Origin of the sequence: Psychrobacillus insolitus, assembly GCF_003254155.1 — a bacterium.
Taxonomy (GTDB): Bacteria; Bacillota; Bacilli; order Bacillales_A; family Planococcaceae; genus Psychrobacillus; species Psychrobacillus insolitus.
Map to the genome: position 1 here is coordinate 1,296,707 of NZ_QKZI01000001.1, position 18,205 is coordinate 1,314,911.

At 35.9% G+C, this 18,205-nt stretch carries 17 protein-coding genes; 3 read left to right on the top strand and 14 right to left on the bottom strand.

The window, feature by feature from the left end; genetic code table 11:
- The first annotated feature begins 10 nt into the window (after positions 1–10).
- Entirely contained in the window at positions 11–862 is an 852-nt protein-coding gene (locus C7437_RS06465; protein ID WP_111438798.1) for a DegV family protein, read from the top strand.
- A gap of 82 nt (positions 863–944) precedes the next feature.
- On the opposite strand, the gene C7437_RS06470 is transcribed toward C7437_RS06465, so the two are convergent.
- The 8 genes from C7437_RS06470 to C7437_RS06505 all read right to left on the bottom strand — a co-directional run bounded on the left by C7437_RS06470 (position 945) and on the right by C7437_RS06505 (position 13,595).
- Complete coding sequence (locus tag C7437_RS06470) at positions 945–2,378, bottom strand: alpha-amylase family glycosyl hydrolase (RefSeq protein WP_111438799.1); 1,434 nt, start codon at positions 2,376–2,378, stop codon at positions 945–947.
- A gap of 155 nt (positions 2,379–2,533) precedes the next feature.
- Positions 2,534–2,896, bottom strand: coding sequence for a YisL family protein (locus C7437_RS06475; RefSeq protein WP_111438800.1), 363 nt, complete (start codon positions 2,894–2,896; stop codon positions 2,534–2,536).
- A 55-nt stretch (positions 2,897–2,951) separates the two neighbouring features.
- Complete coding sequence (locus C7437_RS06480; RefSeq protein ID WP_111438801.1) at positions 2,952–3,848, bottom strand: fumarylacetoacetate hydrolase family protein; 897 nt, start codon at positions 3,846–3,848, stop codon at positions 2,952–2,954.
- A 46-nt stretch (positions 3,849–3,894) separates the two neighbouring features.
- Positions 3,895–5,091 (bottom strand): DUF418 domain-containing protein, encoded by a 1,197-nt coding sequence (locus C7437_RS06485; RefSeq protein ID WP_111438802.1) that lies wholly within the window; start codon positions 5,089–5,091, stop codon positions 3,895–3,897.
- Positions 5,092–5,102: 11 nt separating this feature from the next.
- A complete protein-coding gene (gene addA / locus C7437_RS06490) occupies positions 5,103–8,804 on the bottom strand; it encodes a helicase-exonuclease AddAB subunit AddA (RefSeq protein ID WP_111439012.1) in 3,702 nt (1,233 codons plus the stop codon).
- Between the two features lies 1 nt (position 8,805).
- Positions 8,806–12,303 (bottom strand): helicase-exonuclease AddAB subunit AddB, encoded by a 3,498-nt coding sequence (gene addB, locus C7437_RS06495; protein ID WP_111438803.1) that lies wholly within the window; start codon positions 12,301–12,303, stop codon positions 8,806–8,808.
- Positions 12,304–12,409: 106 nt separating this feature from the next.
- Positions 12,410–12,961 (bottom strand): signal peptidase I, encoded by a 552-nt coding sequence (lepB, locus tag C7437_RS06500; RefSeq protein ID WP_211309976.1) that lies wholly within the window; start codon positions 12,959–12,961, stop codon positions 12,410–12,412.
- A complete protein-coding gene (locus C7437_RS06505; RefSeq protein ID WP_111438804.1) occupies positions 12,954–13,595 on the bottom strand; it encodes a TVP38/TMEM64 family protein in 642 nt (213 codons plus the stop codon). The genes lepB and C7437_RS06505 overlap by 8 nt, the downstream gene beginning before the upstream one ends.
- A 113-nt stretch (positions 13,596–13,708) precedes the next feature.
- On the opposite strand from C7437_RS06505, the gene C7437_RS06510 reads away from it, so the two are divergent.
- Together C7437_RS06510 and C7437_RS06515 are read left to right on the top strand one after the other, a co-directional pair.
- Complete coding sequence (locus C7437_RS06510) at positions 13,709–14,434, top strand: AzlC family ABC transporter permease (protein WP_111438805.1); 726 nt, start codon at positions 13,709–13,711, stop codon at positions 14,432–14,434.
- Complete coding sequence (locus tag C7437_RS06515; protein WP_111438806.1) at positions 14,434–14,739, top strand: AzlD domain-containing protein; 306 nt, start codon at positions 14,434–14,436, stop codon at positions 14,737–14,739. The genes C7437_RS06510 and C7437_RS06515 overlap by 1 nt, the downstream gene beginning before the upstream one ends.
- 482 nt (positions 14,740–15,221) lie before the next feature.
- Here C7437_RS06515 and C7437_RS06520 read toward each other — a convergent pair whose 3' ends face one another.
- The 6 genes from C7437_RS06520 to C7437_RS06550 form a co-directional block, all read right to left on the bottom strand.
- The gene (locus tag C7437_RS06520; protein ID WP_111438807.1) at positions 15,222–15,815 is read right to left on the bottom strand and encodes a hypothetical protein; all 594 of its coding nucleotides are present in this window, start codon (positions 15,813–15,815) and stop codon (positions 15,222–15,224) included.
- A gap of 145 nt (positions 15,816–15,960) precedes the next feature.
- The gene (locus tag C7437_RS06525; RefSeq protein ID WP_111438808.1) at positions 15,961–16,227 is read right to left on the bottom strand and encodes a hypothetical protein; all 267 of its coding nucleotides are present in this window, start codon (positions 16,225–16,227) and stop codon (positions 15,961–15,963) included.
- A gap of 83 nt (positions 16,228–16,310) precedes the next feature.
- Positions 16,311–16,874 (bottom strand): hypothetical protein, encoded by a 564-nt coding sequence (locus C7437_RS06530; RefSeq protein ID WP_111438809.1) that lies wholly within the window; start codon positions 16,872–16,874, stop codon positions 16,311–16,313.
- Positions 16,875–16,943: 69 nt separating this feature from the next.
- A complete protein-coding gene (locus tag C7437_RS06535; protein ID WP_111438810.1) occupies positions 16,944–17,243 on the bottom strand; it encodes a hypothetical protein in 300 nt (99 codons plus the stop codon).
- A 77-nt stretch (positions 17,244–17,320) separates the two neighbouring features.
- Positions 17,321–17,542 carry a hypothetical protein gene (locus tag C7437_RS06540; RefSeq protein WP_111438811.1) on the bottom strand — a complete coding sequence of 74 codons (222 nt, stop codon included), beginning with the start codon at positions 17,540–17,542 and terminating at the stop codon, positions 17,321–17,323.
- Between the two features lie 392 nt (positions 17,543–17,934).
- Positions 17,935–18,198, bottom strand: coding sequence for a CsbA family protein (locus C7437_RS06550; protein ID WP_111438813.1), 264 nt, complete (start codon positions 18,196–18,198; stop codon positions 17,935–17,937).
- Positions 18,199–18,205: the final 7 nt, after the last annotated feature.

Sequence of the window (18,205 nt, forward strand, 5' to 3'; positions counted from 1 at the left end):
GAGGATCAATATGAAACTTATCGCTGATAGTGCATGTGATTTACCGAAATCTTTTTTTGAAGAGAACAATGTTCAGTTGTTGCCTTTACGCGTACAAATCGAGGACAAAGAATACGAAGATATTGTCGGAATTCACCCTTTAGAAGTATATGAAGCTATTCGGCAAGGGCAACAACCAAAAACATCACAAGTTTCTCCAGAATATTTCTTGAGAGTTTTTGAAGAACTTGCAAAAGAAGGAGAAGAAGGTTTATATATCGCTTTTTCCTCTGCTCTTTCCGGAACTTATAGTACAGCTGTTATGATGCGTGAGCAACTATTAGAAACATATCCAGATTTGAAGTTAACGATCATTGATTCTAAATGTGCTTCCCTTGGATGCGGACTATTAGTAAAAGAAGCTGTTAAACTTCGGGACAATCGAGAAGATTTGGCAGTAATTGAAGAAAAAATTCGATTCAATGTAGAGCATATGGAACATCTTTTTACAGTGGAAGACTTAGATTATATGGCTCGTGGTGGTAGAGTTTCGAAAGCTAGTGCATTTTTAGGTGGATTATTGAATATTAAACCTATTCTTCACGTAGAAAATGGGAAATTAATACCAATTGAGAAAATACGAAGTCATAAAAAAGTGATCAAGCGCCTAGTCGATTTAATGGAGGAGCGTGGCGATCAGTTAGATGAACAAATAATTGCAATCAATCATGGTGACGTGGAAGAAGTTGCTATAGAGTTAAAGCAATTAATTGAAGAAAGATTCCATCCAAGAGCTATTGAAATCCATCTTATTGGTTCCACTATAGGTGCACATGTTGGTCCAGGTACGATCGGAATATACTTCCTGAATAAACTATCATAATTTTATATATTTTTAGTCTCGTAATAAAAGCACTTTTATAGTCAGATCAAGCTGACTACAAAAGTGCTTTTTATTTATTCATTTACTTTTTTCTACTTTGCTTTCCTTTTCTCCATACGATTACTAAAAATACCATGAATAAAAGATAAGCAAGACCCATTGCAACAATATAAGAAGTATTTAATCCTTTACGATCTGTTACTTGATATAGCTCGACAATTTCACGATCAAGCACTAAACGATACTTACCTTCATCTGTTTGACGAACGATGTCTTGTTCGAAAAGGCCTCTTAACTCCACATCATCACCAACGATATCACTAGATAAATCGATTCGTTGAGTGGCGCTTGAGTTATTTACAACAACGATAAATGTTTCTTCATCTGTATAACGTTTATACACAACATAACCATCTTCATTTTTTAATACTTCCATCTCACCTGTTCGAAGTGTTTCGGATTTATTTCGAATCGAATTGATGTCCTTCAAGTATTCCATAATTTCCTCATCCACTCGAAAATTCATCACCTGATGACTTTCTTCGGTATTTACACCATTCATCGCTATTTCCGTTCCGTACGTCATATAGGGAACTCCCGGCAATGTAAGCATCGTTCCAATTGCCATTTTAATACGAGTTGGTGGGAACATATTCTCAAATGCACTAAAGTATGTGAAACGTTCCGTATACAAATTATCAATTAATAATAAATCATTTTCTTTTGTTTCAGTAATTATACCCGATGGTAAATCTGTATTTTTAAATGTATCTCTAAAATCCACAAGTAATTCATCCGAATAATTCACATCAAATGAAGCATCTGATTCTTCTAATGCAATGACATACATAGGCTCTCGAATTTCTTTCAAGGATGTAATCATATCATTTATGAATGGTGTCGGAGCACCCTCTAATGCAGATAATTTTACGCCATCGATTTTATATTTTCCGGCAAAACTTACAGCTGTTTCAATTAGTCCTTGTTGCACTTCTGTGCTTTCAAGATCTAATTGGATTACACCATCTTCTTCACTAATAATCCAATCTTCTTTTTCAAGGTCAGAATTCCAAGTATGATTGACACTATAATTATTTAAAGGTAACTCCACGATAATCTTCATGTCTTTTTTATGAGCAGCTGCGATTAATTCAGTGAATTCTTCTTCTGTCCCAAATTGTCTCTCTAATGTATTAAAATCTAAAATGCGCTTGCCATCGTATGTTTCCGTTGCGAATACTGGTCCTAAAGAAATAATAGTAAAGCCCATATCTTTAATATGGTCCATTTTTTCAGCTACTCCTACGAAATCTCCACCTGCAAATGCATTTGGATCTTTTGTATCGACGTTATAATCGTTAGTCCCCAATTGGTTAAAATAACGATCCACTAATAATTCATAAATACTTTCGTTATGTATAGATGCATCAACTTCTTCTGCATGTGTCGCTTGAGAAGTTGTTAACCATAGGCTACTTATTAAAAAGCCTGTTACAACCCATTTTCTTAAGTTCAAGTTAAGTCCTCCTAATGAACATATCAATATTATTTTATCAAAGCATTGTTTTAATCGCTATCCTTAATACTGAAAACCCGCAAAAACAATTTGTAATTAGTACAAACTGTGTCAAAAAAAAAAGGCTTTCACCGAAGTAAAAGCCTCTTTAAATATTAAGCTAAGAAATTAATACCCATTGGTAATTTGAAACCTAGGAAAAGAGCGATGAAGAAGAAAACGAATACCAATATAAGGAATGTTGTATACGGTTTTCCTTTACTCTTTTTAACTAAAGTCATTTCCATCATAGCGATTACTAAAAGACCAGCTATTAATTTTAATCCGTAAAGCATTCCCATATCTAAAGCCATACCATCGATAAATAACGCAATACCAGTGATAAGAATCAACAGATAATCTAAACGTAGAATCATATGAACTACTTTTGGCTTAGCAGTTGCTAAAGCCACAAAGAACAAAATTAGTGCTATTACCCATGTAGTAATGTGTAAATGTGTTGATGCTAAAAAATCCATTATTTCACCTCAGTAATTATTTTCACTTTATTATCTTACCATTTATACCGAGATTTTACTCGAATTTGCTTACTAATGTTCCTATTCCTTCAATCGAAACTTTCACAATATCGCCCGATTTTAAGAATTTAGGTGGATTAAATCCATTACCAACACCAGCTGGAGTACCAGTTAAAATTACATCCCCTGGTTCTAGTGTTACTATTTTTGAAATTTCTGAAATAATTTGTTCCACTGAATATACCATATCCGACGTTTGGCCATTTTGACGAATTTCATCATTTACTTTTGTCACAATGGATAGTGCTTGTGGATTTGGAAGCTCATCTTTCGTTACAACATAGGGTCCTAGTGGACAAGATTCGTCCAAACTCTTCCCTAAGAAATATTGTTGGTGCTTTGTTTGCAAGTCTCTTGCTGTTAAATCATTTGCAATTGTATAACCAAATACATAGTCATATGCTTGTTTTGTAGGAATATTTTTTCCCTTTTTACTTATAACAATTGCCAGTTCACCTTCATAATCATAAGAAGAAGTTAGGTCTGCGTGAACAGATAGCGTTTGTTCATCAGCAGCAATTGCTGTAGGTGATTTCGTGAAAACGACAAATTCATTTGCTTCCGTTCCCATTTCTTTTGCGTGATCAGAATAGTTTTTACCTACTGCAAAAATATTTTTTGGAGTACGTGGAATTGGCGATAACCATTCAATTTCAGTAAAGCGACGTTTGAAACTATTAACATTTTCGTCTTTTAAAGCAGCTTCAACAAGTTTGCGAACTTGTTCAACGAAATCTATTCCAAGGCTAACACCTTCTACAATAGTAGTCGGGAAATTAGGTAAAACTTGAAGCGTTTCTTGTATGCTTAGTACATCCCATACTGCTTCCTCTTTTTTTACTTTTGGTCCGAAATAAATTTTACCGTCTAAACTGTATGATAATAGTTTCACTTTTCCGACACTCCCTTAAATGATTTTGAATCTTATTCTTAGTCTATTACAAGTTGGAATCTTTTTCATCCCTTTTCGACAAAATAGTTGAATAAATCAGTTTCTTCCACAATGCTTCTACTGGTCCTTGATTAAACTTCATAAACCAAGCCTCTGCAAAAACAAGTTGCAATACATATATGCCTACTGCCATCCAAGTTCCGGCCACTATATCGATTTTCCCATATAATCCGAAACCATACGCATAGAAAATAGTTGTAGCGATTACAGATTGCATCAAGTAAATCGTCATCGACATACGCCCTGCTTTTGCAACTGGTGAAAGTACTTTCCCCATAAAAGGAATGCTACAAACTAGCGCAAGTATACCAGCATATGCAATGGCAAGTAACGGTCCTCCAAATGTATCTTGAATAGACATCGTAAATAGATTTGCCTCTGTATTATATGGAATCCACTTAATCACAAGCCCAGCAGCAAGCGTTATGACAATTGTCACGATCCAAAATACCTTTAACTCACGAGCGCGCTCGATTAATTTCAATTTGGCTGCTCCAGCTCCTATTAGCATAAAGGGAACGATGATACATAAAATCGTAATAAGAATTGCACCGTACTGCGTCATATATAACCAATCAGCTAGTCGTTGCCAAAAAATATCAATCCATGTTCCTTGTGAATAAGCAACAATTGAATTTTCAATTTCTTGAATTCCCGTATAAATAATCACGTCATCAGGACTAACTTTAGATAAAACATACACTAACCCATTCATTAATCCGTTTGGCACTAAAAATAGGATCGCACTTATTAAAAATAACCAAACAGGTTTTAAGCGCATCAGTAAGATTAGTACTAAACCAGCGAGTGCATACGTGATTAATATATCACCAGACCAGATGAGAAATGCATGAATACAACCTATTACTAACAAGATTAATAGTCTACGAGTTGCTAGCTTGTTAAAGGATGTACCTTTTAACTCTGATTTCATAAATTGCATCGCAAGCCCATACCCAAATAACATGGAAAATAGCGGGTACACACTGCCTTGTAAGAAGATATCAATCCATTTATACGTATTAAAATCTCCAGGAATATGAAACCAAGTATATGGATTTACATAAATATACGGAGAGTGAAAGAACAGCATATTAACGATGAAAATTCCAAGTAGCGCAAATCCACGCATAACGTCGATTGCTACTACTCGTTCTTTTCCCTCTGTGGGACGAATTACCACTCTTATTCCTCCTATAACGAAATGGTTTTATTGGCATCAAACAAATAGAGAACTTTTTCTTTAATCTCTACTTGCATAATGGATTCAATTGCCTGTGCATACAAAGATAATTGTACTGCATAACGGTTAGACATTTCTTTTTTCAAAAGTGCCTCATCTGATAAAAGGTGTTGAACTCGGTCTGTCTTATAGTCTAGTAATACCCATTTTCCGTCTTCTTCTAAAAACAAACAGTCCACAACCCCTTGAATAATTTGGCTATCCCCTTCCGCATCTGCAGTAGCATACGTAAATGGGAACTCTCGCATAATTTCTTTTGCAGAACGCAATCTACTAGCGATTTCAGAATTAAAAAATGGCACTATTTTTTTCGGATTAATAGCTGATTGCTCTGCTTTCGTAAGAATTTCTCGTTCAAACAATGCTTCAGCAAAAGCAGTTACTTGTTCTTCGTTCTTAACTTCCTTCAAATCGATTTGTTGCATCATCGCATGTACGGCAGTTCCGACTTCTGCTCCTGTCAATTGTTCTTCCTGTTGCATAAAGAACGGGCGCTTCATTAGTCTAGTAGCATTTGTAGAAGCTATATGAGTTTGGAAGAAATCATTTTCCTCTTTTTCTGTCAGCTGCTGAATTTTCTTTATTTCACTTACGGATTGTTTCGACCGTTTATGCGTTGAAAATTCAAAAGGATATACAGTATCAAAACGAGCTTGAATTTCAGGAAGTAATTTTGTTTCTTTTGTATTTATGAGTGATTGCAACGTAATGACTTCTTTTTCTTCTGTTTGTGAACTTTTCTTCAACTCATTCATACCTTTTGCTACGAGTTTCCATTTAGATTCACTTTCGACCACATTCGCTTCTACAATATTTCCTAGTTGCTTATAGTCTGCATGTCTGGCAATTGCTGGACCTATCCAGTCTAAATACCCTTTTGCTTTTGCACGGATATAATTTGGTAACATGTCAGAAGACAAGGATGTTTGCGCATCTTCCCATTTTGCCAACGTTTTCGCCAAATCTTTTACGGAAGCTACTAGGAATAATCGTTCTTTTGCACGAGTCATAGCCACGTATAATACACGCATTTCTTCTGCTTTTAACTCCATTTGTTTCTTTTCTTTCATCGATAAAAACGGCAGAGAAGTAAATGATATTCGTTTCACTGGATCAATTGCTTTTACAGCCAATCCAAATGCTTGGTCAAATAAATACGGTTCATTGAAATCCATTTGGTTAAATGGTCTTCCCATTCCCCCTAAAAATACGACTGGGAATTCTAACCCTTTAGAAGAGTGAATCGTCATTAAACGAACAACATTTTCTCTTTCACTCATGGCACGTGCTGCTCCCAAATCATCTCCGCGTTTTCGCATGCGATCAATGAAACGAAGGAATCGGAATAATCCCCGGAACGAGGTTTTTTCATAATCGACTGCTCGATCATGCAGCACGCGTAAATTGGCTTGTCGCTGTTTCCCATTAGGCATGGAACCAACCATTTCATAATAATTTGTATCCAAATAAATTTGCCAAATAAGATCCGCGAGCGATCCACGTCTACTCAAGTTTCTCCAGTCTTCAAATTGCAGTAAAAAACGTTGTAGCTTTTCTGCAGTAGTAGCAGTTAACCCTGTTCCACCCGTTGATACGAAAGTCTTTAAAGCTTCGTAAAAAGACTCTTTAGGAGCAGCTAAACGAATGAGTCCAAGTTCTGATTCCGTTAAGCCAACAAATGGGGAGCGAAGAACGGATGCCAGCGAAATATCCTGGTACGGATTATCAATAGTGCGAAGCGTATGTATCATAATAAGTACTTCAATCGCTTCAAAATATCCTTTTGATAATTCTGTATACAAAGGAATACCGGCTTCTTTAAACTGATCCGTTACTTCTTGTGACCATGTCATGGAACGCATTAATATGACAATATCGCTATACGCTACACGCCGTTCTGTTTTCTTCCAAGGATCGTATACGGTTGTACCTTTATTCATCAGCTCTTGTATAGACGAAATGATATAACGAGCTTCTGCTTGGGATTTTTTTAGTTCTTCCTCCGCATTTACTGCTAGATCTTCCGAATCCTCATCTATCGTTTCCACGCTACCATCTGCTACTTCATATAAAACGGCAAGTTCGACTGGAACTTCTATATCGTCATAAGGTGCTTTTGGCTTTAGAGATGCCGCGTCATCATAATTGATTTCCCCAACTTTTTCACCCATGATTTGCTGGAAAATATAGTTCGTCGCATGTAACACTTCTTTTCGGCTTCGGAAGTTTGCATTTAAATCTATTTTCACTCCTGCATCTATTGGTTCATGATCAAATTTTAGATATTTCCCAAGGAATAGCATTGGCTCTGCTAGGCGGAATCGATAGATAGACTGTTTGACATCTCCAACCATGAACATATTACCTGTTCGCTCATCGCCACTTTTGACAAGTTGCAATATGGTTTCTTGCAGTCGATTTGTATCTTGGTATTCATCTACCAAAACTTCTTTAAAGCGCGCCTGGTATTCCTTTGCAATATCAGATGGGTCAAGTTCACCGTTTTCTTGATGCACGGTTAAAATTTCTAATGCATAATGTTCTAAATCGGAAAAGTCGACTAGTCCTTTGTCATTTTTCGCTTCAGAGTATCGTTCCCCGTACTTAATCGCTAAATCAACTAGTGTTCGGAGCTGAGGTGCCATTAATCTCATTTCATCTAAAAGTCTTTCAGGTGTTCTTGTAAAATAATTCTCTTTTAATTCATTGATTATTTTTTTTACTTTATCTCGTTTTTTGGTTGCTTGTTTTTTCAGATCCTCGTCACAAGTATCTCTTTTTATAGTAGCTGCTTTCACCCATTTGATCCCTTGAAAATAGAAATACACATCTTGCCAAGACGCAAATTTCATCAAGTGGATTGCTTCCCCAATCATCGCTTGATCAGTCATTGCTGTTTCTGCAAGTGGAGCTGGACCATTCGGAACATTTGCAAGCTTCCTAATTTCTTCGGTTCCAGCAATTGCTTCCTCTAAATGATTAATAATAGCCAGTTTTAATGGTTCAATAAATGACAGTTGTTCAATTTCTACATTTTCGTCTAGCTCATATGCCTCAGGGATTGCTAGCAACCACTTTTTAGGTTCTGGATGTACCCGGGCATACGTATATAATTTATCGATCATCGTTTCAATGGACTGATCATCTCGGTCAGATGTAAAGCTATCCGATAGTCGGTACATCGCTTCAGGATTTTCCACTTGATATGCTTCTTCTAATACATCTGCTAGCACATCATCTCGCATTAATGCAGCTTCTGTTTCATTTGCAATACGGAAACCTGGATCAATGGATAGCATATAGGAATACTGGCGAACGATATTCAAACAAAATGAATGGAGTGTGGAAATTTGGGCTTTATTTAACAGGCTTAGCTGTTTACGTAAATGATTCGATGATGGATCTTGGGCAATCGCTTTTTCCAATGCTTCTCCCATTCGATGGCGCATTTCAGCTGCGGATGCATTTGTAAATGTAACGACTAATAATTCATCGACATTTATAGGATTTTCTTCCGCAATTACTTTCTGAATGAGTCGGTCAATGAGCACTGCTGTTTTCCCGGAACCTGCTGCTGCCGAGACTAGTACATCAGATCCAGTTGCCCATATAGCCTTCCATTGTGCAGGTGTCCATGTTTTTCCTTCAGGCATATTAGGAATGTTCACTTGTACTACCCATCTCCTCTCGAATTTTTTTCGTCACTTCTTCGGGTTTTTCTACTTTTAACTGTCGTATTGCTTGCGTTGGATCTTGTGAATCAAATTGACATACGCTTTGATACGCACAATACGTACAAGGCATTTTATCTTTTAAGCGATATGGGAATACGCGTGTATCACCTGCATTCATCCCATTTCCAGCTTGTTCATGCTTTTTACGTACAAAGGATTGGAGAAGTTTCATATTCTCTGGATCTATTACTTTTGAAGAGCCCTTTGATACATTTCCATCCTTATTCATACGAACTGGAATGACTTTTGAAAAGCCTTCGATTTGATCATCCATTTCTACTATAATTTCCGAGTTATCTATTAATAGTCCATTCATTTTATAAGATTTATAAATTGCATCCTCTAACTCGTCTTGTTGCAATTCCTTTTTCGTTTGGATAAAAGGATTATGAAGATGCACATATAGGACTCCAGCAGGTGAAGCATCCTCTTCTAACCAAATTTCTGCATTTTCGATTGCCACATTTAGATATGTCAGCATTTGAAGGGATAGACCATTATAAACCTCATTCAAATCAATGCCTTTTCTAGAAGATTTGTAGTCTACAATTCGGACGAACATTTTACCATCCACATTCGCTGCATCCACTCGGTCAATTCTTCCTCGCAATTGCATTTTTCGCTGATGCTTCAAAGGAATTTCTAATGCTGGTAGTGCTTCACCAGGACCAAATCCTGCCTCTATAGCCACTGGAACAAATCCAGATACTTTGGAATGCTTACTAAGTGCAATAAGCGTAGATGAGACAATTTGCTCTAATTTACGCTGAATATACCGATAGCGATTTGTACTGAGTAATAATTGGTGCACAAAGATCGGAACGATTTGATCGACCGCTTGTTTCGAAAGTTGCACACACTGCTCTTTAGAAAGCTGTGCCCATGTGAGTTTCAAACGCTTCGTTTCATCTGCAATCCATTTTAGTGCAGCATGGAATAAGTCTCCCATTTGCGGTGCCTCTAACTGGTATTCAGAGCGTTCTTCCAACTTCAAGCCATATGCTGCATAATGCGCAAATGGACAACTATAATATTTTTCTACACGGGACACGCTTGACGTAATTGTTTCTCCGTATAAAGCAGTGGTCATTTCCTGCGTTAGTCTTTCGGTTTTATTGCCAGAGAATAGTGGTTTCAAAACTCTATCCATTAATTTTGACCAATAAGGATCCTCTGAATAATAGTGATAGACCGATTGCCAAACTTCTGGTAATTCACCCGTTTCCATCGCTTCTCGAAGCTGCATCACAACATAGGGAAGTGTTGTTCTTGGATGACTAATTGTTTGTATTGCCTCTGCTTCTGTAGGTAAATCACTTGGGTCTATGACTGCAAGCTCTACAGAAACATTTGACACTAGCTGATGCAATCTTTTTATATACATGGATGGTAGTAATGCCTTCCCTTCGCTATCTGCAATTGGATACGACACATATAAATAATCTGCTGCAGATGTAAAGGCTTTGTATACTAAATAGTTCTCATCTAGTAACCGCATTTTTGAAGTCGGTGCTAATTCAAATCCAATTTGCGTAAACCACTCGCGTTCCGTATCAGATAGTAACCCCTCATGATCCATTCGTTTTGGATATACACCATCATTTACACCAAGTACGAATACTGCTTTCATCTTCGTCAGTCTGGCAATATCTACACTTGCCACAATTACTTGATCGACGGTTGGAGGAATACGGGAAAATGTAAGTTGATCATATCCTTCGTCCAAAATTTTCGCAGCTTCCTCTACAGTCATTTCTTTGTCACCAAACATCAATACGAATTGATCTAATACATTGACCCACTCATTCCACGCTTGATCATGTTCAGAAGCGAGTAGTAATTGGCCTTTTTCTTCCTCGGCAATCTTCATTTTTTGCAATTTATCATACACATTTAATGATTCCATCAATGTAAATAGTGCTGTAGCAATTTGAATGCCGGTCTGGCTGGTTTCTAGTTGGTCTGCAAGCGTTTTTAATGGAGGCACGACCAAATCCCTGATTTCATGAATATCCGCTTGTATGCTTAATTCTACGTCTGTCTGAACCTTCGAATAAAATTCAAGCCCTCGGTACTTTTTATAAATCCAACGCTTCTCATCCCACCATCTATCTCCGTAAATCCCAAACGACAGCACAAAGTTTTCTAAACGATCTGCTCGCTCTCTCCAATTGTTTTTAGGAGCAAATAATGGGAAAAATAAATCTGTTTTTATCGCACGAAACATCGGCTCATATTTCCAGCCTGTACTTACGACTTCTAAAACGGAGCGACTCAATTCAATCAGTGGATGATGTAACATCGCTTTCTTTTGGCTAATAAAAACTGGTATATCATATTGCGGAAAAATAGTTTCGATTAACCCTTCATACATCTCGGCATCACGGTGTAATATCGCCATTTCTTTATAGCGAACATCCCTCTTTTGCATAAGTTCTCGAATATGACGAGCAGTCGCATGAATTTCAGCGCGACGATTTGCTGCTTCGATTATATGCAGATTTCCTTCTGTCGCAATTTCTGTAGGGGGAAGTTGGTCAAAATTCCGTTCCATGTGAGCGAGCTCAGCGTTATTAAACCTTTTGGACTCCGCTAAGTGTACTGTCTCTTCTACGTCAATATGTTCCGCCTGTGCAATGTCCAATAATCGGCTACATGTATTTGCAGGTTGATAAAATAGCGACTGTTCATCCAGTGCATCAGCTAGTGACTCCATAGGAAGTGAAATCGTAATACGTTTCACTTGTTTCATTAACGCTTGAATAATTTCAAACTCTCTCGTTGTAAAGGATGTAAATCCATCAATATATATGTCGCTTGTCGATAACAATGTCGAGTTTTTGATGTTATTTGCAAGCAGTGTTAAATAACCTTCCCCGTCAATATAGCTCGTGCCTAGTTTTTGCTCCATCAAATCGAGCATCATCACTAAATCAGATGATTTATCGATTAATGTTTTCGGTGCATTTACATGTGTCAAATCATTTAAAACATTTGACATCGTTTGAAAGTCCATGCAGTATCGGTTAAATTCTTTTAATAACACTTCAATTTGATCCGTAAATCCTCGCTTTGTTGCTGCTCGTTTAAACAATTTAAATTGATCCTTATTCTCTTCTAGCAAACTACGTATTAACATTCGATAGCCAAAGCCACTAATTTCTTCTTTCGCGATTCCACCAGTCTCTTGTAAGACGCGCCAAGCTAATCGTTTGAACGTAGTTACTTGTGCCCGTATTAATCCATTCAATCCATAATCTACTGCCAATTGGTACTCGGCAGAAAAAGACATTTGGTCTGGTACTATATAAAACATCGGATCACCTAGACGAGACTCCTGTAATGTATCGATTATCTCTTGTTGAATAAACCTTGTTTTACCAGTTCCAGATCGTCCACTCACAATTCGTAAAGACAATATAGTCAAACCTCCTTTTAACTTAGGCCATCCTACTAGCTATAGAATAGAAAAAACCGAATAATTCCTTCTCTCTATTGTACAAAACATACAGGAGAGAGGGAAACTATTCGGTAACTAAATTTATTGTTGCATCAGGTAGAGGCCAATATCTTGCTGCCACTTCACCAATAACATCTTGTTCATCGATAAAATGGAAATAACGACTATCTAAACTAGATATTCGATTATCACCTAATACAAATAATTTATCTGCAGGAACCGTTTTTTGTCCTGTTAGTGCTTCTAGCTCAAAATCCTCTGTAAAATTTTCTTCTGGATGCTGATAGGCCAAATTGGATGATAGAAACGTTTCTGTTACTTTTTTGTTATTAATATAAAGTTCATCATTTTCATATTTAATCGAGTCTCCGGGTAAACCGATCACACGCTTTACATAAGCTTCTGTGTTGGGATTCTTGAAAATGATAATATCCATACGATCTATATTGGATAATTTAGTAACGATTACTCTATCATGATCCTCTAGTGTCGGCATCATAGACTTTCCAATTACTTCATAATTCGTAGCGATATACATTCTGCATAACATCACTACTACTAATCCGATAAGAATGGCAATAACCCATTCCATCATTTCTTTTTTTGCATTACTCACTAGTTTTCTCCTCTTTTAACTTTCTTTCCTTACTAATACTTCGAAAATCAGCATCTACTCTTTTATCAATTCTTTTTTCTATTCCTTTTCCAGCAAACCATAGAATTCCGATAATAGCTAAAACAATTGCAGTTCGTATTGGCTGTGTAATTAATGCTCGAATATCTGATCCAATAAAACTAACAACTAAAATCATGATCAGTTTACCCAAAGTAATCGTCCATAAATAAGTGCTTTTTTTCATATTGGACAAACCAGCTACAATATTTATGAGTGCTGACGGAGTAAATGGAAAACAGATCAGTAAAAAAAGTGGGCCAAAACCATTCCTCTCTACCCATAATATTAATTTTTGTATTTTTTCATGCCTTGTAATAAAGCCCAACACTTTAGCTCGTCCATATTTACGAATAACTAAAAAGACGGTATAAGCTCCTGCCACGGATCCTGCCCACGAAAGTAAAAATCCAAACAAGATTCCATAAGCACTAACATTTGCTATGATAAAAACAACTAAAGGTAAAAAAGGGAGGAAAGCTTCTAAAAAAGGAAGAAGAAGACCTATGATCGGCCCAAGCGCTCGATATTCTTGTGTTAAATTAGTTAATGTTTCTAATGAAAACCAGCTAGGCATCTTGCACTCCTCCACAACTATGTATATTTACTATTCCCTTATTTCACTAAATCAAAAACCCCTTGAAGTAAGATATAGTATAATTAAACTAATGCTTTTTAGGCGGTGAAATTTTGACTAATAATTCTTTTGTACAAGGCTTAAAAGCTGGCACTAGTATTGCCATTGGCTATTTTCCGATTGCCCTAACATTTGGCCTGCTAGCTAAAACATCAGGGCTGTCGATCATGGAAGCGACTGCGATGAGTATTTTTGTTTATGCAGGAGCAGCACAATACATATCACTGACCCTTATTTCAAAGGGTGTTGATCCTATTTTAATTGTTTTAAATACATTTGTCGTTAACATTCGTCACTTCTTAATGACGGCTGCGCTAAATGAAAAGATGCAAAGTGATAAAAAATGGCTCAAAGGAATGTATGCATTTGGTATAACGGATGAATCTTTTTCCGTGTTAGCTACTCAAAAACAAGACAAAATTCGCACTCCTTTTGCTTTTGGCGTTGTACTAATAGCATACCTCAGCTGGGTTGTTTTCACGGCGATTGGACATGTTATTGGTGCTAATCTTCCGGCATTTTTGTTAGCAGCCATGTCAATTGCTTTATATGCGATGTTTGTTGGACTACTCGTTCCTTCGATGCGTGGTAATCGGAAGGTTGTTATGCTTGCACTGATTGCCGCTATTATTAATGGAATTTTTTATTGGACACAATTGCTTTCTACAGGTTGGTCCATTTTAGTAGCGACATTAGCATCTTCTATATTCATTGAAATTATTTACGCAAGAAAGAAAAACGTGCGGCATTCTAAACAAAGTGAAAGGAGCTTAAGTTGATGGGATCATGGTACTGGTGGACACTTTTAGGAATGGCGCTTGTCACTTATATTCCTCGAGCGTTTCCACTGACGTTTTTAGAAGGAAAGGAATTACCTCCTGTCATTTCTGGGGTATTGCGTAACATTCCTTATGCGGTTTTGGGTGCGTTGATATTCCCTGCTATTTTATATGTACAAGAGGGTAATTTAATATTTGGGGTTATTGGGATAATTACAGCGTTTGCTTTGGCTTTTTTGTTTTCAAATGTGATGGTTGTTGTTCTAGGAACGATCGGGGTTTTGGCGGTTTATAGTTTATTTTAGGAAAAGCGGAAGCGCCTATCTCTATATGGAGTTCTACGGTCCTCTTTGGACAAAACTTATGGTAATAGAATAAACGAAAAAAACAGCGCTGAGATTCTTTCCTACATAAGTTACTAGAAGAAAATAAGATTCTGTCTAGGTGTGGCTCTACAAAGTCAAAACGAAACTGCGTCCTGTCCCTGTGTGTTAGACTCAAATATTTTTTCAATTTGTGGCTAACACCGGGACAGGTTACTAAACCACGCTAGAAAACAAATACAGCGCCCAGGAGTTCGACACAAATGCCCCTCCAATTTGTGGCTAACTCCTTGGCGCGATCACAAAAGCCACCCAAATACTTAGACTTACATGGCTGTGGATCCTCAATGACAAATTAGACATCTACCATTGCTACAAGTTTAATATTTCTATTTAAATTAGGCTAGGTTAAAGTTTATGGTTGATTTTTTTCTATATTTTTTTTACAAAAGCATCCCGTTATTTTAAGATGAAGAAACAAAATACCAATATTCATCAATCTTCACTATTTCTTTGAAATCTCCACCAAATGAGTCTAATTGTGGTTTTTTATCATTTGGAGAATAAACAAAACCAGAGAAACCATCCAACACTCCTCGGAATGTGAAGAATAAAACTGAATAACTTTCACTTTGTTTCTCAATTACTATGTCTCCACCACCCTTTGACAAGTGCTCATACTCGTCTGGTAAGTGTATAAGTGATGAATTATAAGAAACATTCGGTTCAAAGGTTCCATCCTTTATTTTATAAATTACTTCATTTCTATCCGATTTGTTCTCCTTAAAATCTTTGTCTATTATAATCTGATTGAATGGAATGAGAAACAATAATAATATAGTAATTATCAGCACCACAAACGGCTTCCAATCCTTTTTCTTAAATAACCAAATGATTGACACAATAAAAACTACTAAGAAAAATCCATATACTAAAAACCATACAAATGGCATGAAAAATGGCGTAAATATTTCGATAAGATTCCATTGAAAAAATTGCAGAAAAATTAAGAGTAAACAACTTAAAATAGATAACCAAAATAACCACTTAAACTTCACTGCACTTCAATTCCTCCCTTTAATATACTGTAACTGTCTTACTTACACATTAATATAATAGTAATTGTCTCTTAAAAAGAAATTACTCGTTTGTTTAATATAATCCTTGTTCAACAAAAGCATCCCTTACTTGAATAAATAATGACTAGAAATTAAAGAAATATAAAGCGGAAATTAATAAACTTAAAATTATAATAATAGTTCGAATCCAATAGAATTTTTTACTTATTCCTGCTTGTTTTTCTAAGTAACTGATATAGCTAGTCGATAATACAAAACCAAAAAGTATAATTGCGTATCCTACAGTATCATTTTCTTTAAACAGAAACCTCATTGTAGCTATAGCAATGAGTATATTTCCGATTGTACCCATAATCATATTAAAATATAGAGCTTGTTTATTTTCTTTCAAAACCATCTCTCCTCTTTAAGCTACTTTCGTGAAATGTCCATATGTCAGAAACATTCCCGTTTGTTTCTAACACAGAAAAAAAATTAACGTTTCAAATCTACTTGAGTTAATCCCGTATTGGTGGAAGAGGAAGGATCAAAAATAATTTTTTCATCCTTTACCCATTCAGCATTGTCTACTCCTAACACTTCTAAGCTGTCATTACTACCACCTCTAGACATAATAAACAGAGGCTCGTCATTCACTTTTTTCATTAACCCAGGAACGGAACTATAAAGATAAAAATTGTAGAAATGATTTGTTTCTCCTAAAGAAACATTTCTATGACCTATCATTACCTTAATATTACCAGTTGGAGAATTGATGGTATCATAGGAGTTATTAGTTAATGAGAACCAACCTAATATTAGTGCAACTATTATCGTTAAAAAAATAACCCAAAATTTTTCTATTTTGCGGACCCGTGCTAGTGCATAAAAAGCAGCTAAAGTTACTAGAATTGGTAAGATATTATTAGTCGACTTAATAAAGGTAAAGTAATAACCAAAAATAGCTAACAAAAAAACAAGCACATCAAACGCCAAAATTAATAGACAGAAAATTAATATTACGTCTGATTTTTGATTTTTTTTATATACTTGGTTCATTACTATCTCACCCCACTTTATCTTGTTAGACCATCGATATGATGGTCTTGTTGAACTAAAGGCTACCCGTTAACTTAACAAAGAACCTAATACAAATGGTAAGACGATTAGCAATATAGAGCTTAAAATTAGAATTACTGTAAGACTTTTTGGAAGTTTCACTTTTCCCTTACCTATATACCACCCTGAAAATTGCAACTTATTCCTATACAAAACAAAAATAAGTAATAAAATAGCTATCGCACTAAGCCATGAATATGATTTAGTTGCTTCATTGTTTGTATAAATACTTCCTATAATTCCCCAACCTAATGCGCCAAGTATTCCCGAAATAAATATTATGCGAAGTAATTCTAAAAATGTTCTCATTCTATTCTCACCATCCTATATGATTCATTCTGGCTTCTCTTTATGATTAATTTAATTCAACAAATCGCTACTGTAGTTCAATAAGAATTTTTAACTTCTTTCTTCTGTTTCTTGCGGTAAAAAAAACGCCATATATAAAAGAAAGTCCATGCTATTACTAACAATAACAAACAAATAAACTGATATTTTTGTTCACCATAAAATATAATGAGGCTTCCTATAATAAACGTTGGCACTGCCAAATAAAATCCCATTCTTACTTCCTTGTTTTTAAAACTTAATTCAAATCGTTCACTCATATACTCCACCCCTTTTATAACTTTCTTCACTAACCTTCCCTTTAATACGTTTAAAATGAACTAAGGTTCCAATTCTGAGATAATTACCCATTTTTTAATTACAAAAAATCAGTTTCTTTAAGCGAACACTTTAACATAAATATCCAAGGTGAATTTATGAAGGGGAACCTATTTGCAGAGCCTTAAAAAATTAGTCATGTTTTATAAAATACAGCAAAATGACTATACGGCTTATCCGAAATTAAGTGCAAAAATAGACTTTTCTCCTGTTTTTGTACTTATTTTAAAATATGTCGTATGTGGATTTTGGCCATTTTTGGGATTTGCGAATATTTTTTGGTGGGGTGGTTTTAGGAGCGCTTTATTTCACTAAGAAAAATCCCTCTCAAATGTTATGAGAGGGATTTTTCTTTTTTGCTGTTATAGCTATTTTGCATTCGTGTAGCATACCAAAATCCAATAGTTAGAGATGCTGCATCAATAACATACACCCACAGTTTATGTGTGTACCCCGCATAAACGGATGTAGCAAACAAAGCAACAGTCAATATGAGAGCGACCCAGTGGTTAAAAGTAATACGTGTGAACAAAATAACGAGTAGCGCCGGAACAATAATCGCTAAAGTTATTTGAGTTTCAATTGATAATGCTTCCATGTCCACT